This is a genomic window from Streptomyces sp. NPDC039462 (genome assembly GCF_055639375.1).
Genome location: NZ_JBVKAO010000001.1, coordinates 14,672 through 40,159 on the forward strand (window position 1 = coordinate 14,672; position 25,488 = coordinate 40,159).

The following is a 25,488-nucleotide window of genomic DNA, read 5'->3' on the forward strand; positions in this document are numbered from 1 at the left end:
GGCAACCGTTTCCTCTCGACACACGTCAAGTTGAGGAAGAGAAGAGCACGATGTCCCACCATCAGGATGTCCGGCCATTCTGATGGCGTACAAAGTCCGTCCGTCCGGTTGCCCCACCCTTTCAAGACCCGCCTAAACTGAACCTCCGGCAGGTGGCTACACGCTCGAAAGGCGCCCCCGTGTCCATCGGTAACTCCCCTGAAGACGACCGACCTTCGGACGACCGCCTCGACCGCCCCGACCACGTCGCGGACGGCCCTGACCATGCCGCGGAGAACATCCCGGCAGACGAGACCCGGACCGGCGAACAGCAGGCGGCCGAGCGCCCCTCGATCGGCCGTGTCCTGCAGCAGGCCCGTGTCGCCGCCGGCCAGACCGTCGACGAAGTCAGCTCCTCCACGCGCGTGCGCATCCCGATCGTGCACGCGATCGAACAGGACGACTTCTCCCGGTGCGGCGGCGACGTGTACGCCCGCGGCCACATCAGGACCCTGGCGCGCGCCGTCGGACTCGATCCGGCCCCGCTGATCGCGCAGTACGACGAGGGGCACGGCGGCCGCCCGCCCGCGCCCACGCCGGCGGCGCCCCTCTTCGAGGCCGAGCGCATCCGCTCCGAGCCGCGCAGGCCGAACTGGACCGCCGCCATGGTCGCCGCGATCGTCGCGGTGATCGGCTTCGTCGGCTTCACCGCGTTCAGCGGCGACGACGGCGACGACGGTTCGAAGGCGGTCGCCGAGGGCTCCGCTCCCGCGAGCACCAAGCCCGCGGAGAAGCCGAAGCCCAGCAAGCCCGCCAAGCCCGCCGACCCCAAGCCCGACCCGTCGGACAGCGCCATCGCCGGTGTCCCGCGCGACAAGGTCACCGTCAAGGTCGACGCCGCGGACGGCCGCAGCTGGATCTCGGCCAAGGACCACAGCGGGCGCACCCTCTTCGACGGCGTCCTGGAGCAGGGCCAGGACAAGACGTTCCAGGACAAGCAGAAGATCGACCTCGTCCTCGGCGACGCGGGCGCGATCAACCTGTACGTGAACGGAAAGCCGGTCGAGAACGAATTCGAGCCCGGCACGGTGGAGCGTCTCAGCTACACGAAGGGCGATCCCCAAGCAGGCTGACCGGTCCCCTGAAGGGTGCTGACAAGCCGCCGACCTGCAGAGCTCCACGAGACACGGTGACGGGCGGGTGACGTACCGGCGGCCGGTGGCGGACCGGCCGGTAACCCTCGCGGCCGGTGCCGAGGCGCGGACGAAGTAGTCTTGAGACCATGCCTGAACGCCGCACCGTCGCCCTTGTCACTCTTGGCTGCGCCCGTAACGAGGTGGACTCGGAGGAGCTCGCAGGCCGCTTGGAGGCGGATGGCTGGCAGCTCGTCGAGGACGCCGAGGACGCGGATGTCGCCGTCGTCAACACCTGCGGCTTCGTCGAAGCCGCCAAGAAGGACTCCGTCGACGCCCTCCTCGAAGCCAATGACCTGAAGGGCCACGGCAAGACCCAGGCCGTCGTCGCGGTCGGCTGCATGGCCGAGCGGTACGGCAAGGAGCTCGCCGACGCGCTGCCCGAGGCCGACGGCGTGCTCGGTTTCGACGACTACTCCGACATCTCCAACCGCCTGAACACCATCCTCAGCGGTGGCAGTGTCGAGGCCCACACCCCGCGTGACCGGCGCAAGCTGCTGCCGATCAGCCCCGCCGAGCGACAGGCCGCCGGAGCCGGGGTCGCCCTGCCCGGGCACGCCCCCGCGGAGGCGCCGCAGGACCTGCCCGAGGGCGTCGCGCCCGCGTCGGGGCCGCGCGCCCCGCTGCGCCGCCGCCTCGGCACCAGCCCCGTCGCCTCGGTGAAGCTGGCCTCCGGCTGCGACCGGCGCTGCTCGTTCTGCGCCATTCCTTCCTTCCGCGGCTCCTTCATCTCGCGCCGCCCCTCCGACGTCCTCGGTGAGACCCGCTGGCTCGCCGAGCAGGGCGTCAAGGAGGTCATGCTCGTCTCCGAGAACAACACCTCGTACGGCAAGGACCTCGGCGACATCCGGCTCCTGGAGACGCTCCTGCCCGAGCTGGCCGCCGTCGACGGCATCGAGCGGGTGCGCGTCAGCTACCTGCAGCCTGCCGAGATGCGGCCCGGCCTCATCGACGTCCTCACGTCGACGGAGAAGGTCGCCCCGTACTTCGACCTGTCCTTCCAGCACTCCGCGCCCGGCGTGCTGCGCGCCATGCGCCGCTTCGGGGACACCGACCGCTTCCTGGAGCTCCTGGACACCATCAGGAGCAAGGCGCCGCAGGCCGGCGTGCGCTCCAACTTCATCGTGGGCTTCCCCGGCGAGAGCGAGTCGGACCTCGCGGAGCTGGAGCGGTTCCTGACCGGCGCACGCCTCGACGCCATCGGCGTCTTCGGGTACTCCGACGAGGAGGGCACCGAAGCGGCCACGTACGACCAGAAGCTCGACCAGGACGTCGTCGACGCGCGGCTCGCGCACATCGCGCGGCTCGCCGAGGAGCTCACCTCGCAGCGTGCCGACGAGCGGCTCGGCGAGACCGTCGAGGTCCTCGTCGAGTCCCTCGACGAGGAGGAGGGCCCGCTCGGCAGAGCCGCGCACCAGGCCCCCGAGACGGACGGCCAGATCCGCCTGACGGGCGCCGCGGCCGATGACGGGCTGCAGGTCGGCCGTATGGTCGTGGCAAAGGTCGTCGGCACGGAGGGCGTGGACTTGGTGGCTGAGTGTCTCGAGGAGGCCGGCAGATGACCGGTGTCCCGGCATCCGCGGGCGGCTCCGGCGCGCAGGGCGCTTCGAGCGCCAAGCCGGTGCGCGGCGGAAAGCTGGGCGCCGCGGCGGTCGATCAGGCCAGCCTGTGGAACGTCGCGAACCTGCTGACCATGCTGCGGCTGCTGCTCGTGCCCGGCTTCGTGATGCTGCTGCTCGGCAACGGAGGGTACGACCCGGCCTGGCGCTCGTTCGCCTGGGCCGCCTTCGCCGTCGCCATGATCACCGACCTCTTCGACGGCCACTTGGCGCGCACGTACAACCTGGTCACGGACTTCGGGAAGATCGCCGACCCCATCGCGGACAAAGCGATCATGGGGGCCGCGCTGATCTGTCTGTCCTGGCTCGGCGACCTGCCCTGGTGGGTGACGGGAGTGATTCTCGGGCGCGAGCTCGGGATCACGCTGCTGCGTTTCTGGGTGATCCGTTACGGGGTCATTCCGGCCAGCCGCGGCGGAAAGATGAAGACGCTGGCGCAGGGCACCGCCGTCGGGATGTACGTTCTCGCCCTGACCGGCCCACTCGCCAGCCTGCGGTTCTGGGTGATGGCGGTCGCCGTGGTGCTGACCGTGGTGACCGGGCTCGACTATGTGAAGCAGGCCGTCGTGCTGCGCAGGCAGGGCATGGCCGAGGCGCGTGCGGCGGCCGCTCAGTCCGCCCGGGAGGCCGCGAAGTGACGTTCCCCGGGGTCTCGGGCGCTGAGCTGTCGGTGCAGTCGGTGCCGTCGGTGCAGTCGGCCGGTGAGCTGCCGGCGAGCGCACTGGTGCGTCTGCTGGCCGCGCGCGGTGAGACGCTCGCGGTCGCCGAGTCGCTGACCGGGGGCCTGGTGGCCGCCGAGATCACGTCGGTGCCCGGGGCCTCGAAGGTCTTCCGGGGGTCCGTGACCGCGTACGCCACCGATCTGAAGCGGGACGTGCTCGGGGTCGACGGCACTCTGCTGGACGAGCGCGGGGCGGTGGATCCCGAGGTCGCGCGGCAGATGGCGGACGGTGTCCGCGAGGTGCTCGGCGCGGACTGGGGACTGGCGACCACCGGGGTCGCCGGGCCCGACCCGCAGGACGGACAGCCGGTCGGAACGGTGTATGTGGCGATTTCGGGGCCGGATATCGCGGTTTCGAGGCCGGAAACCGTGGTTACCGAGTCAGAAGTCGAAAGCATGCGCGGTTACGCCGATGGCGGACCGCGTGGGAAAGTTGCCGCCCTGCGGTTGAACGGTGACCGTTCGGAAATCCGTATGGAGAGTGTACGGAGCGTGCTCACGTTGCTTCTCGAGCAGCTATCCGGAGAACGTGCCGAGAATGGGCGGGCACAGGATACGGAACAGAACGGGGGGAATTGATGTTTGCAGCCCTGAGTGAACACGACATCGCTCCCCGCACGGCCGCCGCGCAAGGCGGTACGGTGGGGCGTGAAGGATGCGGCTACGCGGTCCGAGGAGGGAGCCACCGATGATTCTGCTCCGTCGCCTGCTGGGTGACGTGCTGCGTCGGCAGCGCCAGCGCCAGGGCCGTACTCTGCGCGAAGTCTCCTCGTCCGCCCGAGTCTCGCTCGGCTATCTCTCCGAGGTGGAGCGGGGGCAGAAGGAGGCTTCCTCCGAGCTGCTTTCCGCGATCTGCGACGCGCTTGACGTACGGATGTCCGAGCTCATGCGTGAAGTGAGCGACGAACTGTCGCTCGCCGAGCTGGCTGAGTCTGCAGCAGCAGTCCCCGAGCCGGTGCGCGCACCGGTTCGCTCGATGCTCAATTCCGTCTCCGTGGCCGGAGTGCCACCGGAACGGGTCACGATCAAGGCACCCGCGGAGGCGGTCGACGTCGTCGCCGCGTGACGCGGCGCTGCCCTGAGCAGCTCCGAAGTGTGTGGAAGCCCCTGCCGGGTACCCGGTAGGGGCTTCTGCGTCGTATGAGCAGAGGTTTTCGAGTTTTACGTGTTGTGCCGAGGTGGTACCCGAGGGGCTGGATGGCCCCGAATCGACCTATTTGCAGCTTTTATGCCATGGTTGGTGGGGATTTACCTCATTCGCTCGTGAGTTGGAGGAGACAGATGTACGACGTGAAGAGCCCGCTGTCCGAGGGAGATCTGAAGACGGTCTCCGAGGCCCTGCAGGGCGCACTCGTGGACCTCGTCGACCTGTCCCTGGTGGCCAAGCAGATCCACTGGAACGTGGTCGGCCCGCGCTTCCGCTCCGTGCACCTGCAGCTCGACGACGTCGTCGACACGGCCAGGCAGCACTCCGACACCGTCGCGGAGCGCGCCTCCACGCTCGGCGTCTCGCCCGACGGGCGCGCGGCGACCGTGTCGCAGAGCAGCGGGATCGGAAAGGTCCCCGAGGGCTGGGTCAAGGACGTGGACGCGGTCGGGACGCTCGTGGACGCGCTGGGTGCGGTCATCACCCGGATGCGGGAACGCATCGACGCGACCGGTGAGGCGGACCCGGTCACCCAGGACATCTTCATCCAGATCTCGGCCGATCTGGAGAAGCACCACTGGATGTTCCAGGCCGAGAACAGCTGACGCGTTCGGCACGCCCCGGCCGGGAATGCAATCGGCCGGGGCGTGCTGTGTGAGGGCGTCTGGTGGGCGAGGCGGCTGGTGGGTGAGGCGTTTGCTGAGCGAGACGTCTGCTGGGTGAGGCGTTTGCTGGGTGAGGCGGCTTCTGTGGGCGGTCCGCCGTTCGTGCGCTGTGTGCCGGTCTCGTGCTCGGTTTCGTGCTTCCGGCGCCGCGAGTACGCCCTCCCGGGGAGTGAACCCCTGCGTTTAGCGTCGACCTCGCGTTGGGCGGGAGGTGGCATCTGTGGCAGCCGTGAGCGGGAGGACCGTGACATGGCGGGCTGTGCGATGGGTGTCTGTCCTGGCGCTCGGCGCGTTGTGGTGGTGGGGCGTGCTGAGATTGGCCTTCGCGCCCGATGCCGGGGTGCTGGAGGGGGCGGTCGCGGCCGGCGGATGGGGATTGAGCGTGCTGCCCGTGCACTGTGTGCCGAAGGCGCGCGCCGAGGGCGAGGTGGCGGCGGCCAGGCATGGTGGCAGGCGGCAGGTTCCCTCCGTGGCCGCCGGGACGTCGGACGGAGGGCGGCGGTGGCCCTGTGGCACGAGGACGCGTGCCGGCGTTACCAAGGCATGGCGACGCCGCCGTTGGGGCGGAGGATCTGGCCCGTCGTGAAGGACGCGGCGTCGGACGCCAGGTGCAGCACGGCGTGAGCGATGTCGTCCGGTTCGCCGACGCGGCCGAGGGGTGACATGCGCTCCATGAGTCCCTCGGTGTGGCGCTGGGCCTCTGTGCCGTGCCGGGCAGTCATCGGTGTACGGATCCAGCCTGGCGCGACGGCGTTGACGCGGATGCCGTGCGGGCCGACCTCCGTGGCCAGGGTCTTGGTGAGCTGGACGACGGCCGCTTTGGACGCGCCGTAGCAGAGGAGGCCGGGGCCGCCGGTGTCGACGGCGCCCGAGGCCATGGTGACGATGCTGCCGCCGGATCCTGCCTCGATCATGACGCGGGCCGCGGCCCGGCAGGCGTACAGGACGCCCTTGAAGTTGATGTCCAGGACGCGGTCGAGGTCCTCGTCGCGGGTCTCCAGGACCGTGCTGTTGTGCATGACCCCGGCGATGGCGGCGAGGATGTCGAGGCGGGGGGTCTGGGGGGCGGCTGTGTCGGCCGGTGTGGCTGTGGAGGTCGTTGCCGCTGCCGTGATGGCCTGTTCGACCTGTGTTCTGTCGGCCACGTCCAAGGGGTGGGTGTGTGCGGTGCCGCCTGCCGTCTTGATGCGGGTGGCGGTCTCGTGGAGGCCCTGCTCGTCCCGGTCGGCGCAGTGGACGGTGGCGCCCGCCTCCGCGAGGAGCAGGGCCGTCGCGCGTCCGATGCCGCTGGCGGCGCCGGTGACGAAAGCGGTGCGTCCGGTGAGGTCGTACGCCTTGACGGGCATGGCGGGACGGTACGGCTATTTCTGACGGTGCGTCAACTGGGCGGTGTGGGTGTGGGGGCGGGGTTGTCGGGAGGGTTACTGGGTCGGGCCCCGCTGGCAGGTGGGGCACCAGTAGGTGGGGCGGCTGCGGGAGCCGTCGCCCTGCTCGCCGACGCGGATCGGGTTGCCGCAGCGCATGCAGGGACGGGGCGCGCGCCCGTACACGAAGAGGCGCTGGCCGTTGACGTCGCGGCCCGTGGTGGTGCGGGAGGGCCGGTCGCGATTGGCTTCCAGGAGCTTCTTGGAGAGGGCGGGGAGTCGGGCGGCCTTTTCCTCGGGTAGCTCGCCGATCGGGAGCCACGGGGTGACGCCCAGGATGAAGCAGATCTCGCTCTTGAAGACGTTTCCGATGCCCGCGAGATTGCGCTGGTCCAGAAGGGCCTCGCCGAGAGGGCGCTCAGGCGCGGCCAGGAGGTTGCTCAGGGCGCGCTCCGGGTCCCAGTCGGGGCCGAGGAGGTCGGGGCCCAGGTGGCCGACGGCCTTGTCCTCGTCGGTGGTGCGGAGCAGTTCGAGGACGGGCAGGCGGTAGCCGACGGCGGTGCGCTCGGCGGTGCCGAGGATCGCCCGGATCTGGTGCCCGGGGCCGCCGCGCCACCGCTCACCGGGGGCGAACAGCCGCCAGGAGCCGTCCATCCGGAGGTGCGAGTGCAGGGTGAGGCCGCCCTCGATGCGGGTGAGGAGGTGCTTTCCGCGCGGGGTGACGTCCAGGACGGTGCGCCCGGTGAGGTCGACCGTCGCGAGCTTGGGCACGCGGAGGTCGGAGCGCGTGAGGATGTGCCCGGCGAGGGCGGAGTCCAGGCGCCGGGCCGCCTGGTGGATGGTGTCACCTTCGGGCATGGGTCCAGGGTGGCATGGAGGGGGCGCGAGTGCCGGGGCTCGGGTGCCGGGGCGCGAGTGCGGGTGACGGTGCCCGCGCGGGTGCCGGTGCGTGCGTGGGTGCGGGTGAGGGTGCCCGCCTGGGTGCGGGTGAGGGTGCCCGCGCGGGTGCGCTCGTGATGTGCGTCGTCACGCGCGCAGGCGGAGGCCGCGCGGGGTGGCGTGGAAGCCGGCTCCTTCCAGGAGAGGGGCGAAGGGGGACGTCAGGGCGGCGGAGCCGTTCACCCGCTCCACGGTGACCGTGCCGAGGGAACCCGCTCGGGCGGCCGCGGCCAGTGCTTCGGCGGCGGCGTGCAGCCTGGGGTCGTCGGCGACCGGGCTCTCCGGAGCGGCGGGCCAGGCTAGCAGTGTCTTGCCGCCGCGCTCCATGTAGAGCGTCAGCTCGCCGTCGACGAGGATGACGAGGGAGCCCGCCTTGCGGCCGGGTTTGTGACTCGCGCCGTTCGGTGGCTCGGGCCAGGGCAGGGCGGCCCCGTACGCGTTGGCAGGGTCCGCGGCGGCCAGGACGACGGCGGCCTGGGCGTCGGAGGGGCGTGAACCGTCCGTACGATCCCGGGCGTTCGCCGTGGCGCGCAGGCGGTCCACCGCGCCGTCCATCGCGAACTGTGCTGCGCCGAGGCCCTCGACGACGTAACCGCGGCGCGCCTGCCCGCTGTCCTCGAAGGCCGACAGGACGCGGTACGTCGCCGAGAAGCCGCCCTCGACCCCTTCGGCCGCCACCGCGCCGCGGGTCACCACGCCGTGCCGGTCCAGGAGGGCGCGGGCCAGGGCGTGGGCGCGCAGGGTCGGGTCGGGCTCGCGGGAGGGGAGCAGCGACCAGCGGCCCGCGACGGTGGGAGGGCCGGTGCGGGAGGCGGTGCGGGCGGCCGCGGTGAGGCTTCCGTAGCGCCCGCGCGGGGTGCTGCGCTTGGCGCGGTGGGCCGTGGCTCCCGCGGTGCGGCCGGAGCCGAGGAGGGAGCGCATCGGGCCGAGTGTGTCGTTCGTGAGGAGGCCCGACCAGGCCAGCTCCCAGATGGCGTCGGCCAGCTGTGGATCCAGGGCGTCCGGGTGGGTGGTGGCGCGGACCTGGTCGGCGATCTGGCGGAAGAAGAGGCCGTATCCCCCGGAGAGGGTGTCCAGGACCGACTGGTGCAGGGCGGTGAGCTCCAAGGGGTGTGGGGGAGGCAGGAGCAGGGGCGCGGTGTCGGCCAGGTAGAGGGAGACCCAGCCGTCTTTGCCCGGCAGGGAGCCCGCGCCGGCCCAGATGACCTCGCCGGCCGCGGTCAGTTCGTCGAGCATGGCCGGGTGGTAGCCCGAGACGCGCGAGGGGAGCACGAGCTTCTCGAGCGCGGAGGCGGGGACGGTGGCGCCCTGGAGCTGTTCGACGGCGCGTGCCAGGCCGTCGATGCCGCGCAGGCCGTGTCCGCTCAGGTTCTGCCACTGGGGCAGGAACTGGGCGAGCGCGGCCGGCGGCACCGGCTCCAGCTCGTGCCGCAGGGCGGCCAGGGAGCGGCGGCGCAGTCGGCGCAGTACCGCGGCGTCGCACCACTCCTGGCCGATGCCCGCCGGGTGGAACTCCCCCTGCACCACGCGGCCGTTCGCCGCGAGGCGTTGCAGGGCGCCCTCCGTGACCGCCGCTCCCAGGCCGAAGCGGGCGGCGGCGGTGGCGGACGTGAACGGGCCGTGCGTCCGCGCGAAGCGGGCGAGGAGGTCGCCGAGAGGGTCCTTGACGGGCTCGGTGAACGCCTCGGGGACGCCTACGGGCAACGCCGTGCCGAGGGCGTCGCGCAGCCGGCCCGCGTCCTCGATCGCCGCCCAGTGGTCCGCGCCGGCGATGCGGACCCGGATCGCGCGGCGGGCGGCCGCGAGCTCCTCGGCCCAGCCCGGCTCGGCGCCGCGCTCGGCCAACTCGTCCCCGGTGAGCGGCCCGAGGAGCCGCAGCAGGTCGGCGACGCCTTCGGGGTCCTTGACGCGGCGGTCTTCGGTACGCCACTGAAGCTCCTGCTCCAGCTCCGTCAGGACGTCCGCGTCGAGCAACTCGCGCAGCTCCGCCTGGCCGAGCAGCTCCGCGAGCAGCCGGGAGTCCAGGGAGAGTGCCGCCGCGCGCCGCTCGGCGAGGGGGGAGTCGCCCTCGTACAGGAACTGGGCGACGTACCCGAACAGGAGGGAGCGGGCGAAGGGGGAGGGCTCGGGCGTGGTCACCTCGACGAGGCGGACGCTGCGGGACTCGATGTCGCCCATCAGCTCCGTCAGTCCCGGTACGTCGAAGACGTCCTGGAGGCACTCCCTGACCGCTTCGAGGACGATGGGGAACGAGCCGTACTCGCTGGCGACCTCCAGAAGCTGGGCGGCGCGCTGGCGCTGCTGCCACAGCGGGGTGCGCTTGCCGGGGCTGCGGCGCGGCAGCAGCAGCGCCCGGGCAGCGCATTCGCGGAAGCGCGAGGCGAACAGTGCCGAGCCGCCCACCTGGTCGGTGACGATCTGATTGACCTCGCCCTTGTCGAAGATCACGTCGCCGGCGCTGACCGGGGCCTTCTCCGCGTCGTACTCCACAGGGGGCGCGGTGGGCTCCTGGTCGAGCAGGTCGAAACCCATCAGGTCGGCGTCGGGCAGCCGCAGCACGATGCCGTCGTCGGCGTGCATGACCTGTGCGTCCATGCCGTACCGCTCGGTGAGGCGGGCGCCGAGGGCGAGGGCCCACGGGGCATGCACCTGGGCTCCGAAGGGGGAGTGCACGACGACCCGCCAGTCGCCCAGCTCGTCGCGGAACCGCTCGACGACGATCGTGCGGTCGTCCGGGATGTGCCCGCAGGCCTCGCGCTGCTCCGCGAGGTACGCCAGGACGTTGTCCGCCGCCCAGGAGTCCAGGCCCGTGGCGAGGAGCCGCCCGCGCGCGTCCTCGCGGGAGAGCGCGCCGACCTCTCGGAGGAACGCGCCCAGAGCGCGGCCCAATTCCAGCGGGCGGCCCAGCTGGTCGCCCTTCCAGAAGGGGAGGCGACCCGGGACGCCGGGGGCGGGGGAGACGAGCACCCGGTCGCGCGTGATGTCCTCGATGCGCCAGGAACTCGTGCCGAGCGTGAAGACGTCGCCCACCCGGGACTCGTACACCATCTCCTCGTCGAGCTCTCCGACCCGGCCGCCGCCCTTCTTGGGGTCGGCGCCCGCGAGGAAGACTCCGAAGAGGCCCCGGTCGGGGATGGTGCCTCCGGAGGTGACCGCCAGGCGCTGCGCCCCCGGCCGCCCGGTGACCGTGCCCGCGACGCGGTCCCAGACCACGCGCGGACGCAATTCGGCGAACGCGTCGGAGGGATAGCGCCCCGCGAGCATGTCCAGGACCGCCGTGAACGCGGACTCCGGAAGCGAGGCGAAGGACGCCGCCCGGCGGACCACCGCCAGCAGGTCGTCGACCTGCCAGGTGTCGAGCGCGACCATCGCCACCAGCTGCTGGGCCAGCACGTCCAGCGGGTTGGCCGGGATGCGGAGGGACTCGATGGAGCCGGTGCGCATCCGCTCCGTGACGACGGCGGCCTGGACCAGGTCTCCGCGGTACTTCGGGAAGACGACTCCCGTGGAGACAGCGCCCACTTGGTGTCCCGCCCGGCCCACGCGCTGCAGCCCGGAGGCCACCGACGGCGGCGACTCGACCTGCACGACCAGGTCGACCGCACCCATGTCGATGCCCAGCTCCAGGCTGGACGTGGCGACGACGGCCGGCAGCCTGCCCGCCTTCAGGTCCTCCTCGACCTGTGCGCGCTGCTCCTTGGAGACGGAGCCGTGGTGGGCGCGGGCCAGGAGCGGCGGGGCGCCCTTGGCGGCACCCGACTCGGCCATCAGCTCCGCCGGAGAGTGGTCTTCGGGGAGTGCCTCGCCGGTCGCTCTCTCGTACGCGATCTCGTTGAGCCGGTTGCAGAGGCGCTCGGCCAGGCGGCGGGAGTTGGCGAACACGATCGTCGAGCGATGGGCCTGCACGAGGTCGGTGATGCGCTCCTCGACATGCGGCCAGATCGACGGGCGCTCCGCCTCGGCCCCCGCGCCGTCCTTGGAGTCACTTGCCGGGGACCCGCCCAGCTCCCCCAGATCCTCCACAGGAACGACCACCGAGAGGTCGAACTCCTTGCCGGACGGCGGCTGGACGATCTCGACCTTGCGCTTGGGGGACAGATAGCGCGCTACCTCGTCGACCGGGCGCACCGTCGCCGACAGGCCGATGCGGCGCGCGGGCTTCGGAAGCACCTCGTCGAGCCGCTCCAGGGACAGGGCGAGATGGGCGCCGCGCTTGGTGCCCGCGACCGCGTGCACCTCGTCGAGGATCACTGTCTCGATGCCGGTCAGCGCGTCCCGCGCGGCCGACGTGAGCATCAGGAAGAGCGACTCGGGCGTGGTGATCAGGATGTCCGGCGGGCGGGTCGACAGGGCCCGGCGCTCGGCGGGCGGGGTGTCACCCGAGCGGATGCCGACCCGCACCTCGGGCTCGGGCAGGCCGAGCCGCACCGACTCCTGGCGGATGCCGGTCAGGGGGCTGCGCAGATTGCGCTCCACGTCGACCGCGAGGGCCTTCAGCGGTGACACGTACAGCACCCGGCAGCGCTTCTTCGGGTCGGCGGGCGGCGGTGTCGAGGTCAGCTGGTCGAGCGCGGCGAGGAACGCGGCCAGGGTCTTCCCGGAGCCCGTGGGCGCGACGACCAGCACGTCGGAACCCTCGGAGATGGCGTGCCACGCCCCGGCCTGCGCGGAGGTGGGCGCGGAGAAGGCCCCCGTGAACCAACCGCGGGTCGCGGGGGAGAATCCGGCTAGGGCGCTGGGGGCGCCGGGCGCACTGGACGCGGAGCTGACCATGCCCCCATCGTGCACCCCGCCACTGACATCGGCGCCGACCTGCGGAGAAGAGGTTGCGTGCCCGTCGCAGAATGGGTGCATGGCGGGTGCGGCGGGGCAGGCGCGGGGTGGGGGCGGGGCGGGTTCGGTGGAGCAGGCGCGGAGTGGGGAGGGGGCAGGCTCGGCGGGGCAGGCGCGGCATGGGGCCGAGAGGGGTTCGGCGGAGCAGGCGCGGCATTGGCGGTACGCGGAGCTGCCGGGCGTCGACCTCCTGCGGGCGCACTACATCCGCAGGACGTTCGTGCGGCACACCCACGAGCACTTCGTCATCGCCGGGATCGCCGAGGGCGTCGACGTCTTCCGGCACAGCGGGGCCGACCGGCACGCCGGCCCGGGAACCCTCGCCCTGATCAACCCCGACACCCCGCACACGGGCCGGGCCGGCGCGCCCGACGGCTGGCGCTACGGGGCTGTCTACCCCGCGCCGGAGGTGGTCGCCGCCATCGCGGCGGAGACCACGACCCTTCGGGGGGCGCCCGGATTCGTCCGCCCGGTGCTCTCCGACCCGTACTCCGTGGCGCTCGTGCACCGCGTGCTGCGCGCGGCGGAGGACGGCAACGCACTCGCTGCCGACACGCTGTTGCGGGTGGCGGTGACCCGGCTGCTGCGCCTCAACGGCGGGCCCCTGCCGCAGCGCACCGTGCGCACGGCGGGTGCGAGGACGGCGGCACGCGCGCGTGCCGTCCTGGAGGACAGCCTCGCGGATCCGCCGAGTCTGGAGCGGCTCGCCACCGACCTCGGCACCAGCCCCTTCGCTCTGCTGCGCGCGTTCCGGGACACGTACGGCATGCCGCCGCACGCCTGGCTCACCGACGCGCGGGTGCGCCGGGCCCGGCACCTTCTCGACGCGGGCACGGCGCCCGCCGACGCGGCCGTCGCCGTGGGCTTCACCGACCAGCCGCACCTCAACCGGCACTTCACCCGGATCGTGGGGGTGCCCCCAGGGGCGTATCAGCGCGAGCGCAAGAACGTACAAGACCCGGTAGTGGGGCCGCTCATAACGTCCGGGGCGTGGCAGAACAGACGCCCTCCGCGGGCCTAGATGCGTCAGACAGCGCATGCATACGCGCACAGGAACAGCTCAGCCCTCCGGAGGAGCGCGGCGCACTTCCAGAGATGCGGGGTGCACTTCCGGAGGAACAGGGGGCACCCCTGGAGAAGCCCGACGCAGCCGTCGTCCGTGACGCGCTCGGCGTCGGGGTCGCCGTCGGACTCTCCGGCTTCGCCTTCGGAGTGACCTCTGCGGGCAGCGGCCTCACCCTGCTCCAGACCTGCGCGCTGAGTCTTTTTGTGTTCACCGGTGCGTCGCAGTTCGCCCTGGTGGGGGCGCTCGCCGGCGGCGGGAACCCGTTCACGGCCGCCGCGGGCGCCTTCTTCCTCGGAGTGCGCAACGCGTTCTACGGGCTGCGCCTCTCGCAACTGCTCGCCCTGCCCCGCGCGGTCCGGCCGTTCGCCGCGCACTGGGTCATCGACGAGACCGCGGCCGTCTCCCTGGCCCAGCCCACGCGGCGCAGCGCCCGCATCGGCTTCACCGTCACCGGGCTCAGCCTCTACGCGCTCTGGAACCTCACCACGCTGCTCGGCGCGCTGGGTGCCGAGGCGATCGGCGACACCGACGCGTGGGGGCTCGACGCGGCCGGTCCCGCGGTCTTCCTCGCGCTGCTCGCACCGATGCTGCGTACCTCTACGGAGCGTGCCGCCGCGTGCGGCGCCGTGATTCTCGGGCTGGGCCTGCTGCCGGTACTGCCCGCGGGCGTGCCTGTCCTGGTTGCTGCTCTCGCCGTGCCGATCGTCCTCTACGTAGAGGGCCGACGGGCCCGCCACGACGCGCGGAGGGAGGACCGATGAACGTCTGGATCGCCATCGGAGCGACCATCGTCAGCTGCTACCTCGTCAAGCTCGCCGGGCTGCTGGTGCCCGCGGGCGTGTTGGAGCGACCGCTCGTCCGACGGATGGCAGCGCTGCTCCCGGTGGCCCTGCTCGCGGCTCTCACGGCCCAGCAGACCTTTGCCGAGGGACAGGCACCCGTCCTGGACGCCAAGGCGGCAGGGCTCGCCGCAGCGGCCTTGGCGTTGCTGCTGCGCGCGCCGTTCCTTGTCGTCATCGCGACGGCCGTCGTCGTCACGGCGGGACTTCGGGCGCTCATGGGCTGACGCGGGTGACACGTCGGTTCAGGGGACGAGCGGCACCCGCGCCGACGGGACCTCGGAAACCCCGAGCCGTTTCGCGGTCGCTTCCGGACGACAGAACAGCGCCGCCAGGGCGCCTGCCGCCAACAGCAGCCCCGAAGTCAGCAGCCAGCCCCGCTCATAGCCCACGGACACCGTCGCCGCCTGATCCACCACGCCGCCGAGAACCAGCGGGGACAGGATGCCGCCGAGCGCGTACACGAAGGTCAGTACGCCCAGGACGACGCCCCGTTGGGCGGGTGGGGCGATGCGGGCGCACGCCGTCATGGCCACCGTGACCATGGCCAGGGTGATGGGGCCCAGCAGCAGAGGCACCTTGCACCACATGGAGTCGAGCAGTCCGAACACCGCGACAGCGCAGCCCGAAACCACCATGAGCAGTCCGGCGCCTGCTCCCACCGGCAGTCGCCGGCCGGTCGGCTCCCGCCGGGCGGAGCGTTGTGAGATCAGGCCGTGGACGAGCAGCACCACGCCGTTGGCGAGGGCCCCGACACCTACCAGCGTGCCCGCTCGGTCGAGGTCCCAGCCGACGACGCTCTCCAAGTAGTCCGGTGTCCACGTCAGCAGGGTGCTCATCAGCCAGTACGCGGCGAAGGCGCCGAAGGCCGCCATCATGAAGGTGCCCGACAGCAGAACGGCACGCAAGGGGACGCTGTCCGACGCGGGTGCGTCGCCGCCGCCCGTGCTGTTCTCCGCGGCCCTGCTGCTCTCCGCAGCCCTTCCGACCTGTGGGGCGAGCGGCCCCTCGGTGCCCCAGATCTGCCAGGCCACGGCCCAGACGAGACCGACGAGCCCCACCACTCCGAACGACCAGCGCCAGCCCCAGTGGGTGATCACCCAACTCAGCACGGGCGCGGCCACGGCGACTCCGGCCGCCGCGCCGAACAGCAGGACCGCGGTGGGGAGGGCCCGCTCACGCTGCGGGAACCAGCCGTGGACGTGGTGGATGGCCACCGGTGCGGAAGGGCCCTCGGCCGCGCCCAGGAGCACCCGCGTGGCCACCAGCGTGCCGAACCCCGCAGCGCCCCACACCATCGGCAGCTGAGCGGCCGACCAGAGCAGCACGAGCACCAGGAGCAGCGGGGTCGTCCGTACGCGCCGGGTCAGCAGGGAGACCCCGAGGGCCGCTACGGAGAAGAGTGCGAAGAACGCCGACTGTGCCGCGCCGAACTCCTGCCGGGTGAGGTCGAAGTCCGCGCGGATCTCCGGCCCCGCGAGCCCGAGGACCGCCTTGTCGGCGAAGTTGACCACCATGAAGGCCAGCAACAACCACGTGGTGCGCCAGGCCCCGCTCACCAGCGGCGACCTTTCGGGGGTGCTGTGCGGCTCTGGCGGATGCACAGGCACGAGTGTCGGGCTCCGGAGCCGGATCGACCAGCGTTCGTACGAAAAGAATCGACCAGTGTTCGTACGGAGAGAGCGGAAGGAGTGCCGGCGGAGCGGGAGGGGAGGGCCGTCCCCGTCAGGTGATGGGCCGCCCGTATGCCTGGAGCGTGCGCAGTGCCTCGATGGTGACGATCGGGCGTGACTCCAGGGCCGTGCCCGGTGCCCACTGGCGCCAGCGCACGGGCCAGCCGCCGTCCGCCTGCTGTTCCCGGGCCAGGAAGTCGAGTGAGCGGTCCATCTCCGCGTCGGTGAACCACGCGCGCGCGAGCGACTCGGGGACCTTCGCGTAGTCGTGCGGGAAGTGGTGCTCGCCCGGCGCGTAACCGGGCGCCACCGGATACGCGTCCAGGTCGTCGGGGTCCAGCGCCGCGAGCCGCTGCTGCCGCACGAGGCGGCCGAGGCGGTCGGCGGCGGCACGCGCGCGTGAACGGTCGGGAACGCCGTCCAGGAAGGCGACGGCCGCCTGGATCTCGTACGGATGCGACTTCTCCAGCGATTCGACGGCCGCCCAGCAGAAGTCCGTGGCCCGGAAGAGCCAGGCGTGCCACACCTCGTTGCGGTGCAGCAGGCCCACCACGGGTCCGGTGGCGAGCACCTCGCCGGGCGGGTTGTCCACGACCGGCACGAACGGCGCCGAGGGGTAGCCGCGCTGGCTGGGATGGATCGCGGGAAGGGCGCCCTCCGGAGTCGACACCGAGGTCAGATAGCGGCACACGCGCTCCACCCGCTGCCCGCCGCAGCGGCGGATCGAGTCCAGCACGCGCAGTGCGTGCCCCGTGTGCAGCGGCTGACTGACGGGGCCGCGCAGATCCGGTTCGAGCGCGTAGCCGTACCCGCCGTCACCGGTGGCGTACGAGGTCAGAGCGGTCTCGACCGCGTCCGCGGCCGCGTCGCCGCCCGCGCCGTCGAGGAAGTGGTACGCGAACCGTCGCTGCTCGAGGACGCGTGCGGTGAGCCAGACGAAGTGCTCGGCGCGGGCCAGCGGGGAGAGCGCGCCGGGGGAGGGCACTGCGTCGGGGGATGCTCCGGTTTCGGCCATGCTCCGACGGTAGGGCGGAAAACGTTTCCGGCAAGCCCCCTGTGCCCGGCTGCACTCTCAGGGGCGCGATACTGGAGGCATGCGGTTGACGGTCTTCTGGCAGCGGATGGCGGCTCACTTCGGTGCGGCGTACGCCGACTCCTTCGCGCGCGATCACGTGATGACGAAACTGGGCGGCCGTACGGTCAACGAGGCGTTGGACGCGGGCTGGGAGGCGAAGGACGTCTGGCGTGCGGTGTGCGCGGCGATGGACGTACCGGCCGACAAGCGCTGACCACGGGCGGTTCACCGCCGCCGGAGGGCGCCACGCGCGCGTGGCGCCGTCCCAAGATGTGAGGGTGGCGGCCGATTGCCCGCGGCGTGAGTGAGACTTGCTCCGTGGCACCGACAGAAGAGACCGCGCAGGTCACCCAGGACACCGTTCCGCCCGGCACGACGCCGCCCGCACAGCCCCCCGCCGGGGCCGAGGCAGGGCACGGCGCCCGCATGCCGCGCTGGCTGCCGCGCGCCATGGTCCTCGCCCTCGCGCTCATCGCGTGCTTCCAGTTGGGCAGTTGGGCGTTCCACCAGCTGACCGGACTGTTGATCAACGTTCTGATCGCGTTCTTCCTGGCGCTCGCGGTCGAGCCGGCGGTCAGCTGGATGGCGGCGCGCGGGCTGCGCAGGGGCTTCGCCACCTTCCTCGTCTTCCTGAGCGTCGTGATCGCGAGCGCCGGCTTCGTCACGCTGATGGGGTCGATGCTCGCGGGCCAGATCGTCGACATGGTCGAGGACTTCCCCGACTACCTCGACAAGGTCATCAGCTGGGCCAACCAGACCTTCCACACGGACCTCTCCCGCGTCGAGGTCCAGGACAGCCTGGTCCACTCCGACTGGCTCCAGAAGTACGTGCAGAACAGCGCCAGCGGCGTCCTGGACGTCTCCGCGCAGGTCCTCGGCGGCCTCTTCCAGCTCCTGACGATCCTGCTGTTCTCGTTCTACTTCGCGGCGGACGGGCCGAGGCTGCGGCGCGCGCTGTGCTCGGTCCTGCCGCCCGCCAAGCAGGCCGAGGTGCTGCGGGCCTGGGAGATCGCGGTCGACAAGACCGGCGGCTACCTCTACTCGCGCGGCCTGATGGCGCTGATCTCCGGCATCGCGCACTACATCCTGCTCCAGGTGCTGGACGTCCCCTACGCCCCCGTGCTCGCCGTGTGGGTGGGCCTCGTGTCGCAGTTCATCCCCACCATCGGCACGTATCTGGCGGGCGCCCTGCCGATGCTGATCGCTTTCACGGTCGACCCCTGGTACGCGCTCTGGGTGCTGATCTTCGTAGTCGTCTACCAGCAGTTCGAGAACTACGTGCTGCAGCCCAAGCTCACCGCCAAGAGCGTCGACATCCACCCCGCGGTCGCGTTCGGCTCGGTCATCGCGGGCACGGCGCTCCTCGGCGCGGTCGGGGCGCTCATCGCCATCCCCGCCGTCGCGACGCTGCAGGCCTTCCTCGGGGCGTACGTGAAGAGGTACGACGTCACGGACGACCCCCGGGTCCACGGGCACCGGCGTCAGGTGGGAGCACCTCTCCTCGCGCGCATGCGGGGCGCCCTGCGGGGGCCGAACAGGCCGGAGGCGCCGCCGGAGTCGGACAGCGCGGAGCCGAAGCGGGACGGGCGCCGGTAGCGGTCGGGGGATGTCGCGGACGGGGGCTGCGGCCCGGGCTTCGGCCCCGGCTTCGGCCACCGCACCGCTGTGCGCCCGAGCGGCGTGCCACGCTTGACACTAAATTCGAACATCCATTCTCATGGGGTGGCCGGGCGGTGATTCTGCAAGGTGAGCGGGGGAACCAGCGGGGGGAACCCCGGCACGCTCCGGAGGATTTCGGCGAAGGAACGACGAGGGATCGCCGTGAGTTATCCACAGGCTGGACGGGCGTCGGGGCGGATTGTCAGTGGCAGGCGTTAGCGTCTTTGACGTGAAGCGATCGACTCAAGCAAATCGGGTGGAACCCATGGCAGGAACCGACCGCGAGAAGGCGCTCGACGCCGCGCTCGCACAGATTGAACGGCAATTCGGCAAGGGCGCAGTGATGCGCATGGGCGAGCGGCCGAATGAGCCCATCGAGGTCATCCCCACCGGGTCGACCGCGCTCGACGTCGCGCTCGGCGTCGGCGGCATCCCGCGCGGCCGCGTGGTGGAGGTGTACGGCCCGGAGTCCTCCGGCAAGACGACCCTCACCCTGCACGCCGTGGCCAATGCCCAGCGGGCGGGCGGCGCGGTGGCCTTCGTGGACGCCGAGCACGCCCTCGACCCCGAGTACGCGAAGAAGCTCGGCGTCGACATCGACAACCTCATCCTGTCCCAGCCGGACAACGGCGAGCAGGCCCTCGAGATCGTCGACATGCTGGTCCGCTCCGGCGCCCTCGACCTCATCGTGATCGACTCCGTCGCCGCCCTGGTGCCGCGCGCGGAGATCGAGGGCGAGATGGGCGACTCGCACGTGGGTCTTCAGGCCCGCCTGATGAGCCAGGCGCTCCGGAAGATCACCAGTGCGCTCAACCAGTCGAAGACCACCGCGATCTTCATCAACCAGCTCCGCGAGAAGATCGGTGTGATGTTCGGCTCCCCGGAGACCACGACCGGTGGCCGGGCGCTGAAGTTCTACGCCTCGGTGCGCATGGACATCCGCCGCATCGAGACCCTGAAGGACGGCACGGACGCGGTGGGCAACCGCACCCGCGTCAAGGTCGTCAAGAACAAGGTCGCGCCGCCCTTCAAGCAGGCCGAGTTCGACATCCTCTACGGCCAGGGCATCAGCCGCGAGGGCGGCCTGATCGACATGGGCGTCGAGCACGGCTTCGTCCGCAAGGCAGGCGCCTGGTACACGTACGAGGGCGACCAGCTCGGCCAGGGCAAGGAGAACGCCCGCAACTTCCTGAAGGACAACCCCGACCTCGCCAACGAGATCGAGAGGAAGATCAAGGAGAAGCTGGGCGTGGGCGTGAAGCCCGAGGCCCCGGTCGCCGAGCCGGCCCCGGACGCGGCAGGCGCGGCCCCGGCCGACGACGCCAAGACGGTGCCCGCGCCGGCGGTCAAGACGACCAAGTCCAAGGCCGCGGCGGCCAAGAGCTAGTCCGTGACGCGACGAACCGACTGGGCGGACCACACCGCCCCCGAAAGCCGCACCGGCCCCGCCGGGCGGGGCCACGGGGACGGTGTGGATCAGGACGGCACAGGCCGGGACGGCGGCCACCAGGACGGAGACGGCCGGAGCCGTGGGCGCCGACGGCGGCGCGGCGGGTTCGACGGCCAACAGGACAGCGGTTCCCCTTCCTCGTCGAGGGCCGAGAAGGGGGAGCCGCCGACGGGGGACCCGGCTGAGCGGGCGCGGGCCATCTGCCTGCGCCTGCTCACCGGTACGCCGCGCACGCGCAAGCAGCTCGCCGACGCGTTGCGCAAGCGGGAGATCCCCGATGACGTGGCGGAAGAGGTGCTCTCCCGCTTCGAAGAGGTCGGACTGATCAACGACAGCGCCTTCGCGGACGCCTGGGTGGAGTCCCGGCACCACGGCAGGGGCCTGGCCCGCCGTGCGCTCGCGCGGGAGCTGCGCACCAAGGGCGTGGAGTCCACGCTGATCGACGAGGCTGTGGGGCAGCTCGACTCGGAGCAGGAGGAGGCGACCGCACGCGAGCTCGTCGCCCGCAAGCTCCGCTCCACGCGAGGCCTCGATCGGGACAAGCGCCTGCGCCGCCTCGCGGGCATGCTCGCCCGCAAGGGGTACGGCGAGGGCATGGCCCTCAGGGTGGTGCGGCAGGCGCTCGAGGAAGAGGGCGATGACACCGAGGACTTGGGGTACGGGGCGTTCTGAGCGGGCCGCCCCCACGGGGGTGGGGCGGCAACCAGAGCGATCCAAGTATCCCAACCCGCGCTCCGCAGGGTGGGGTTAACCCCCCTGCGGAGACGCCGGGCCACCGCAGTGCACAGCGACCTGTGCACAGACGACTGTGTACGCATGGCACAGGAACCCGGCACGAACGACGCGGCACGCACCGCGCGACCCGACGCCCCGCCCCATGCCGAGGCGCAGCCGTCGCATGCCGACGCCTCGGTCCCGGTCGCGGAAGAGCTGAGTGACCTGCGCGTCCTCAAAGCGCTCGCGCAGCCGCGGCGGCAGCAGATGCTGCAGCACCTCACCGTGCACGGCCCGGCCACCTCCGCGACGCTCGCCCGCGCCCTGGGCCTCAACACGGGGGCGACCAGCTATCACCTGCGCGAGCTCGCCCGTTACGGCTTCGTCGAGGAGACCCGCGGCTCGGGGCGCGAAGGCGAGCGGGACGGAGGTGGGCGGCACGGACGTGAGCGCTGGTGGCGGGCCGTCCCGGGTGACCGGCGCTTTCCGCCGCGCAGTCGGCAGAGCCCCGAGGTGCGGCTCGTCATGGACGAGCTCAACCACCTCTCGTACGCCGCCGACCTGGAACTCTTCGCGAGACTGCAGCGGGAGCGGAGCCAGGAAGAACGCCGGTCGAACGCCGCTGAACCCGGCGAGTGGGCCGACGCGTTGCCCTACTCGCGCGGCACGATCCGGCTGACCCTCCCCGAACTCCACGCGTTCTTCGAGGAGTACATCGCGCTGCTCAACCGCTACAAGCGACCCGACGCGGACACCCCGGCAGACGCCCGCACCGTCCTCACGCGCTTCCTCGCCTTCCCCGCACCGAAGGCCTTCCCCGAGCCGGAGACCTCCTCATGATGATGCTGCGCTACGCACTGCAGACGGTCAGGGACCGCAAAGGCGGATTCCTCGGCGCCTTCCTCGCGCTGATGTGCGCCGCGGCCCTCATCACGGCCTGCGGAACCCTCCTGGAGACCGGCCTGCGCGGCACGATCAAGACCGAGCGCTACGCCGCGACACCCGTGATCGTCTCCGCGGACCAGAACGTCCACCAGACCACGGTCAAGCACAAGAAGGGCAAGACGAAGGTCAAGCACAAGGCGAAACCGATCGCCGAGAGGGCCTGGCTGCCGGCCGACGACATCGAGGACCGGCTCAAAAGGGTCCCGGGTGCCGCTTCCGTCGTGCCCGAACTCACCTTCCTTGCACAACCGTTGACACCCGACGGCGGCGCGAGCGGTGCCGGCAAACCCTCGTACGGGCATGCCTGGGAGTCCGCCGTGCTCACCCCCTTCCGCATCGTCGACGGAAGGGCCCCGCGCGCGGCCCACGATCTGGTCGTCGATCGCGACCTCGCCGAACGCGCGGGGCTGAAGCCGGGTGACCATCTCACCGTCCAGTCGACGCAGAGCCCGCGCGACTACCGCATCACCGGGGTCGCCGCACCCGCACCGCCCGCCGGGCCCGCAACGCCCGCCACCCCCGAGACCGGCGCCCTGGCGCACCAGACCTCGCTCTTCTTCTCCTCCGGGGAGGCCGAGCGGCTCGCCGCACACCCCGGAAAGGTGACCGCCTTCGGTGTCGTACCGGATGAGGGCACCGCCGTCGCCGACCTGAAAGAGGCGGTCGAACTCGCCCTCGACGGGACGACGGCGCAGGTCAGCGCGGGGGATGACCGTGGGCCAGTGGAGTTCCTCGATGCGGCGGGAGCGCGCGTCAAGCTCGTCAGCATGGGCGGCGCCATGGGCGGCACCTCTCTCCTGGTCGCCGTCCTCGTGGTCGTCGGCACCTTCGCCCTCTCCGTCCAACAGCGCCACCGCGAACTCGCCCTGCTGCGCGCCATCGCCGCGACCCCGAGGCAGATCCGCAGGCTGCTCGGCCGTGAGGCGTTGATCGTCGGCGCGGTCGCGGGGACCATCGGCGCGCTCGCCGGACTCCCGCTCGGCGGTTGGCTGCACGGCCAGTTCGTGGAATCGGGCGCCGTGCCCGCCACCCTCGAACGCGCCGTCAGCGCCTTCCCGCCTCTCGTGGCGGTGGCTGCCACCCTGCTGGGCGCCTGGGCCGCCGCCCGCGTCGCGGGGCGCAGGATCGCCGGGATCCGCCCTGCTCAAGCTCTCGCCGAGGCGCGGGTAGAGCGGCGTGGGCCCGCCTGGGGCCGCGTCGTCGCGGGTCTGGTGCTTCTCGCCGGAGGGGTCGTCCTGGTCGCCGTGCTGAACGTGCTGCACACCGAGGCGGCATCGACTCCCGTCACCTTCCTGGCCGTGGTGGTCTTCGCCTGTGCCATCGCGCTCCTGGGGCCGCTCGTGGTCCGGGCGGCTGCGGCACTTCTGCGGGGCCCTCTCCGGCTGACCGGTCCCGGCGGCAGGCTCGCCCACGCCAACCTGCGCGGCAACGCGGCCAGGATGGCGGCCGTCGTCACTCCGCTCGCCCTGCTCACCGGCATGACCTGCACGGTGCTCTTCGTCCAGCCCACCCTTGACGACGCCGCCCGCGCCCAGGCCCGCGAAGGCGTCCGCGCGAACTGGGTACTGGCCGCGCAAGGTCCCGGCGTCTCGGCGGAGGCCGCACGGAAGCTGCGTACGACTGAGGGCGTCGAGGCCGCCACCGAGATCGTCCGCACGACGGTCCGCGTCGGGCTCGACAAGTACCCCGCGCAGGGCGTCACCCCCGAGGGCCTCACCCGGACCTGGGACCCGGACGTCACCGCCGGTTCGCTCGAGGACTTCGACGAGGACGCCGTCGCCGTCAGCGAACTCGCCGCGGACCGGCTCGGCCTGAAGCCGGGCAGCACGCTCAAGTTCACCCTCGGGGACGGCACGAAGGCGGAACTCACCGTCCGCGCCGTGTACGCACGCGGCCTCGGATTCGGCGACCTGACCATGGCGCACGACCTGGTCGCCCGCCACGTGGACAACCCGCTCGCCGGCACGGTCCTCGTCAAGAGCGACCGTACGCAGGAACAACTCGCGGCAGGCGTCCAGAAGTTCCCCGGCGTACGCGTTCTCTCCCCGGCGGCCGTGGATGGCCTCCAGGCCGAGAGCCGACAGGCCAATGCCGAGGTGAACCTCCTCGCGATGGGTCTGGTGCTGGCCTTCACCGCCATAGCTGTCGTCAACACCCTCGCCATGTCCGTCTCCGAGCGCGTGCGCGAGTTCGCGATGCTGCGTCTCGCGGGTGCCACGCGCCGCCAGGTCCTGCGGATGCTGCGCGCCGAGACGCTGTCGGTCCTGCTCATCGGCGTCGCGCTGGGCAGCGGGGTGGCGCTCGCCGTCCTGACGGCGTTCAGCGTGGGCATGACCGGCAGCGCGGCACCGACGGTCGTCCCCTTGGTGTACGTCTCCGTAGTGGCCGTCGCCGGGCTGCTCGCCCTCGCCGCGACCACCCTGCCGGGCCGCGTCGCCCTGAGGCCTCTGCCTGTCACGGTGGCGACGGCCAAGGAGTAGAGCCTGTACGCGAAGGGTGCCCCCTCTTATGGAAAAGTTGAGGAAAAGGGGGCGCTCACGTGCGCGTGCTCACGCTCCGGCGGCCACCACCGGCAGCCCGGCCGCCCGCCACACCTGGAAGCCGCCGACGAGATCGGTGGCGTGGCGCAGCCCCAACTGCCGCAAGGAGGCGGCCGCGAGGCTGGACGCGTACCCCTCGTTGCAGACCACGACGACGCGCAGGTCGTGACCGGTGGCCTCCGGGGCGCGATGGCTGCCCTGCGGGTCGAGGCGCCACTCCAGTTCGTTGCGTTCGACGACGAGCGCTCCGGGGATCAGCCCGTCGCGCTCCCGCAGCGCCGCATAGCGGATGTCGACCAGCAGCCCTCCGCTCTCGGCGGTCTCGTACGCCTTCTCCGGAGAGAGTCGATCGAGGCCGAGGCGGACGCGCTCCAGCAACTCGTCGATGGAGACAGGCCCTTCAGTGACCGGCTGCCAACCGCTTCGCTCTCCGTCGCTTCGCTCTCGGTCACTCACTGCCAGTCCTCCGGGCGCTCCACGGACTCCAGGCGGAGCACGTCACCGGTGCGGCTGTAGCGGCGGATCCGTGGCAGCGGCGGGTAGTAGGCGTGTACGGAGACGGCGTGTTCGGTGCTGGACTCGTTCAGCACCTCGTGCACGTGGTTGCGGCCGAAGGCGCGGCCCTGGCCGGCCGTCAGTTCGCGTTCGCGGTCGACGTCGTCGGAGAGCTCCAGGGTCTTCCACCCGTCCGTGGGCAGACGGGCGGCGAGCGAGTTCTCCTTGAGGGTGCCCGTCGCGGTGAGGAAGGCGCCGACCGACTCCGCGTGGTCGTGCCATCCGGTCCCGGTGCCGGGCGGCCAGCCGATCAGCCAGGCCTCACTGCCGCCGGGCCCCTGCAGTCGCACCCAGGTCCGGCCCTCGGGGTCGAGCGGCAGGGAGGCGACGAGCTCGGGGTCGGACGCGGTGCGGCGGACGAAGTCGAGGAGATCGGCGGCGGTGGGCGCCGAGGAACGTGCGGTCGAGGGCGCGGGGGAGGAAGGGGCAACAGACACGGGTACCGTCCTGGAGATTCGCGGAAGCGCGCGCGAGACAGCCCGGAACGGGGCTCAGCGCGCGAGGGAGAGATG

23 protein-coding genes are annotated in these 25,488 nt (G+C 71.9%); 16 read left to right on the top strand and 7 right to left on the bottom strand.

Annotated elements, in window-relative coordinates:
- Window positions 1-179: 179 nt before the first annotated feature.
- The 7 genes from ACZ7LU_RS00045 to ACZ7LU_RS00075 all read left to right on the top strand — a co-directional run bounded on the left by ACZ7LU_RS00045 (window position 180) and on the right by ACZ7LU_RS00075 (window position 5,910).
- Entirely contained in the window at window positions 180-1,112 is a 933-nt protein-coding gene (locus ACZ7LU_RS00045; protein WP_468085047.1) for a helix-turn-helix domain-containing protein, read from the top strand.
- A 149-nt stretch (window positions 1,113-1,261) separates the two neighbouring features.
- Window positions 1,262-2,734 (top strand): 30S ribosomal protein S12 methylthiotransferase RimO, encoded by a 1,473-nt coding sequence (rimO, locus tag ACZ7LU_RS00050; RefSeq protein WP_468085048.1) that lies wholly within the window; start codon window positions 1,262-1,264, stop codon window positions 2,732-2,734.
- Window positions 2,731-3,429: a CDP-diacylglycerol--glycerol-3-phosphate 3-phosphatidyltransferase gene (pgsA, locus tag ACZ7LU_RS00055; RefSeq protein ID WP_471915162.1), complete on the top strand. Its 699-nt coding sequence runs from the start codon at window positions 2,731-2,733 to the stop codon at window positions 3,427-3,429. The genes rimO and pgsA overlap by 4 nt, the downstream gene beginning before the upstream one ends.
- An 83-nt stretch (window positions 3,430-3,512) precedes the next feature.
- Window positions 3,513-4,091, top strand: a complete 579-nt coding sequence (locus ACZ7LU_RS00060; RefSeq protein WP_471916442.1) for a CinA family protein — start codon at window positions 3,513-3,515, stop codon at window positions 4,089-4,091.
- Between the two features lie 109 nt (window positions 4,092-4,200).
- Window positions 4,201-4,578 carry a helix-turn-helix domain-containing protein gene (locus ACZ7LU_RS00065; protein WP_361166030.1) on the top strand — a complete coding sequence of 126 codons (378 nt, stop codon included), beginning with the start codon at window positions 4,201-4,203 and terminating at the stop codon, window positions 4,576-4,578.
- A 215-nt stretch (window positions 4,579-4,793) separates the two neighbouring features.
- On the top strand, window positions 4,794-5,264 hold the full coding sequence (locus tag ACZ7LU_RS00070; RefSeq protein ID WP_468305703.1) for a Dps family protein: 471 nt from the start codon (window positions 4,794-4,796) through the stop codon (window positions 5,262-5,264).
- Between the two features lie 319 nt (window positions 5,265-5,583).
- Window positions 5,584-5,910 (top strand): hypothetical protein, encoded by a 327-nt coding sequence (locus tag ACZ7LU_RS00075; RefSeq protein ID WP_471915163.1) that lies wholly within the window; start codon window positions 5,584-5,586, stop codon window positions 5,908-5,910.
- On the opposite strand, the gene ACZ7LU_RS00080 is transcribed toward ACZ7LU_RS00075, so the two are convergent.
- From ACZ7LU_RS00080 to ACZ7LU_RS00090, 3 genes are all read right to left on the bottom strand, one after another.
- Complete coding sequence (locus tag ACZ7LU_RS00080) at window positions 5,858-6,670, bottom strand: SDR family NAD(P)-dependent oxidoreductase (RefSeq protein WP_471915164.1); 813 nt, start codon at window positions 6,668-6,670, stop codon at window positions 5,858-5,860. The genes ACZ7LU_RS00075 and ACZ7LU_RS00080 overlap by 53 nt on opposite strands.
- Before the next feature lie 75 nt (window positions 6,671-6,745).
- Entirely contained in the window at window positions 6,746-7,546 is an 801-nt protein-coding gene (locus ACZ7LU_RS00085; RefSeq protein ID WP_471915165.1) for a DNA-formamidopyrimidine glycosylase family protein, read from the bottom strand.
- A 168-nt stretch (window positions 7,547-7,714) separates the two neighbouring features.
- Window positions 7,715-12,400, bottom strand: coding sequence for an ATP-dependent helicase (locus ACZ7LU_RS00090; RefSeq protein ID WP_471915166.1), 4,686 nt, complete (start codon window positions 12,398-12,400; stop codon window positions 7,715-7,717).
- 79 nt (window positions 12,401-12,479) lie between these two features.
- On the opposite strand from ACZ7LU_RS00090, the gene ACZ7LU_RS00095 reads away from it, so the two are divergent.
- The 3 genes from ACZ7LU_RS00095 (at window position 12,480) to ACZ7LU_RS00105 (ending at window position 14,592) form a co-directional block, all read left to right on the top strand.
- Entirely contained in the window at window positions 12,480-13,481 is a 1,002-nt protein-coding gene (locus ACZ7LU_RS00095; protein WP_471915167.1) for an AraC family transcriptional regulator, read from the top strand.
- A gap of 74 nt (window positions 13,482-13,555) precedes the next feature.
- Window positions 13,556-14,287, top strand: coding sequence for an AzlC family ABC transporter permease (locus ACZ7LU_RS00100; protein ID WP_471915168.1), 732 nt, complete (start codon window positions 13,556-13,558; stop codon window positions 14,285-14,287).
- Entirely contained in the window at window positions 14,284-14,592 is a 309-nt protein-coding gene (locus tag ACZ7LU_RS00105; RefSeq protein WP_471915169.1) for an AzlD domain-containing protein, read from the top strand. The genes ACZ7LU_RS00100 and ACZ7LU_RS00105 overlap by 4 nt, the downstream gene beginning before the upstream one ends.
- Before the next feature lie 18 nt (window positions 14,593-14,610).
- Here the strand turns inward: ACZ7LU_RS00105 and ACZ7LU_RS00110 are convergent, their stop codons facing one another.
- Together ACZ7LU_RS00110 and ACZ7LU_RS00115 are read right to left on the bottom strand one after the other, a co-directional pair.
- Complete coding sequence (locus ACZ7LU_RS00110) at window positions 14,611-15,969, bottom strand: MFS transporter (protein ID WP_471915170.1); 1,359 nt, start codon at window positions 15,967-15,969, stop codon at window positions 14,611-14,613.
- A gap of 121 nt (window positions 15,970-16,090) precedes the next feature.
- Window positions 16,091-17,053: a hypothetical protein gene (locus tag ACZ7LU_RS00115; RefSeq protein WP_471915171.1), complete on the bottom strand. Its 963-nt coding sequence runs from the start codon at window positions 17,051-17,053 to the stop codon at window positions 16,091-16,093.
- 79 nt (window positions 17,054-17,132) lie between these two features.
- On the opposite strand from ACZ7LU_RS00115, the gene ACZ7LU_RS00120 reads away from it, so the two are divergent.
- The 6 genes from ACZ7LU_RS00120 to ACZ7LU_RS00145 all read left to right on the top strand — a co-directional run bounded on the left by ACZ7LU_RS00120 (window position 17,133) and on the right by ACZ7LU_RS00145 (window position 24,361).
- Window positions 17,133-17,327 carry a DUF3046 domain-containing protein gene (locus ACZ7LU_RS00120; protein ID WP_471915172.1) on the top strand — a complete coding sequence of 65 codons (195 nt, stop codon included), beginning with the start codon at window positions 17,133-17,135 and terminating at the stop codon, window positions 17,325-17,327.
- 104 nt (window positions 17,328-17,431) lie between these two features.
- Window positions 17,432-18,709, top strand: a complete 1,278-nt coding sequence (locus ACZ7LU_RS00125; protein ID WP_471915173.1) for an AI-2E family transporter — start codon at window positions 17,432-17,434, stop codon at window positions 18,707-18,709.
- A gap of 328 nt (window positions 18,710-19,037) precedes the next feature.
- The gene (recA, locus tag ACZ7LU_RS00130; protein ID WP_471915174.1) at window positions 19,038-20,159 is read left to right on the top strand and encodes a recombinase RecA; all 1,122 of its coding nucleotides are present in this window, start codon (window positions 19,038-19,040) and stop codon (window positions 20,157-20,159) included.
- A 3-nt stretch (window positions 20,160-20,162) separates the two neighbouring features.
- Entirely contained in the window at window positions 20,163-20,894 is a 732-nt protein-coding gene (gene recX / locus ACZ7LU_RS00135; RefSeq protein ID WP_471915175.1) for a recombination regulator RecX, read from the top strand.
- 144 nt (window positions 20,895-21,038) lie between these two features.
- Complete coding sequence (locus ACZ7LU_RS00140; RefSeq protein WP_471915176.1) at window positions 21,039-21,776, top strand: ArsR/SmtB family transcription factor; 738 nt, start codon at window positions 21,039-21,041, stop codon at window positions 21,774-21,776.
- Complete coding sequence (locus ACZ7LU_RS00145; RefSeq protein ID WP_471916443.1) at window positions 21,776-24,361, top strand: FtsX-like permease family protein; 2,586 nt, start codon at window positions 21,776-21,778, stop codon at window positions 24,359-24,361. The genes ACZ7LU_RS00140 and ACZ7LU_RS00145 overlap by 1 nt, the downstream gene beginning before the upstream one ends.
- A gap of 69 nt (window positions 24,362-24,430) precedes the next feature.
- Here ACZ7LU_RS00145 and ACZ7LU_RS00150 read toward each other — a convergent pair whose 3' ends face one another.
- A complete protein-coding gene (locus ACZ7LU_RS00150; protein WP_471915177.1) occupies window positions 24,431-24,877 on the bottom strand; it encodes a rhodanese-like domain-containing protein in 447 nt (148 codons plus the stop codon).
- Window positions 24,874-25,413 carry a cupin domain-containing protein gene (locus tag ACZ7LU_RS00155; RefSeq protein WP_471915178.1) on the bottom strand — a complete coding sequence of 180 codons (540 nt, stop codon included), beginning with the start codon at window positions 25,411-25,413 and terminating at the stop codon, window positions 24,874-24,876. Before ACZ7LU_RS00155 ends, ACZ7LU_RS00150 begins: the two co-directional genes overlap by 4 nt.
- Window positions 25,414-25,488: the final 75 nt, after the last annotated feature.

Coding starts and splice junctions, on each gene's coding strand:
- rimO (WP_468085048.1), top strand. CDS start 1,262: ATGCCTGAACGCCGCACCGTCGCCCTTGTCACTCTTGGCTGCGCCCGT.
- pgsA (WP_471915162.1), top strand. CDS start 2,731: ATGACCGGTGTCCCGGCATCCGCGGGCGGCTCCGGCGCGCAGGGCGCT.
- ACZ7LU_RS00065 (WP_361166030.1), top strand. CDS start 4,201: ATGATTCTGCTCCGTCGCCTGCTGGGTGACGTGCTGCGTCGGCAGCGC.
- ACZ7LU_RS00070 (WP_468305703.1), top strand. CDS start 4,794: ATGTACGACGTGAAGAGCCCGCTGTCCGAGGGAGATCTGAAGACGGTC.
- ACZ7LU_RS00080 (WP_471915164.1), bottom strand. CDS start 6,670: ATGCCCGTCAAGGCGTACGACCTCACCGGACGCACCGCTTTCGTCACC.
- ACZ7LU_RS00085 (WP_471915165.1), bottom strand. CDS start 7,546: ATGCCCGAAGGTGACACCATCCACCAGGCGGCCCGGCGCCTGGACTCC.
- ACZ7LU_RS00090 (WP_471915166.1), bottom strand. CDS start 12,400: ATGGTCAGCTCCGCGTCCAGTGCGCCCGGCGCCCCCAGCGCCCTAGCC.
- ACZ7LU_RS00095 (WP_471915167.1), top strand. CDS start 12,480: ATGGCGGGTGCGGCGGGGCAGGCGCGGGGTGGGGGCGGGGCGGGTTCG.
- ACZ7LU_RS00100 (WP_471915168.1), top strand. CDS start 13,556: ATGCGGGGTGCACTTCCGGAGGAACAGGGGGCACCCCTGGAGAAGCCC.
- ACZ7LU_RS00105 (WP_471915169.1), top strand. CDS start 14,284: ATGAACGTCTGGATCGCCATCGGAGCGACCATCGTCAGCTGCTACCTC.
- ACZ7LU_RS00115 (WP_471915171.1), bottom strand. CDS start 17,053: ATGGCCGAAACCGGAGCATCCCCCGACGCAGTGCCCTCCCCCGGCGCG.
- ACZ7LU_RS00120 (WP_471915172.1), top strand. CDS start 17,133: ATGCGGTTGACGGTCTTCTGGCAGCGGATGGCGGCTCACTTCGGTGCG.
- recA (WP_471915174.1), top strand. CDS start 19,038: ATGGCAGGAACCGACCGCGAGAAGGCGCTCGACGCCGCGCTCGCACAG.
- ACZ7LU_RS00140 (WP_471915176.1), top strand. CDS start 21,039: ATGGCACAGGAACCCGGCACGAACGACGCGGCACGCACCGCGCGACCC.
- ACZ7LU_RS00145 (WP_471916443.1), top strand. CDS start 21,776: ATGATGCTGCGCTACGCACTGCAGACGGTCAGGGACCGCAAAGGCGGA.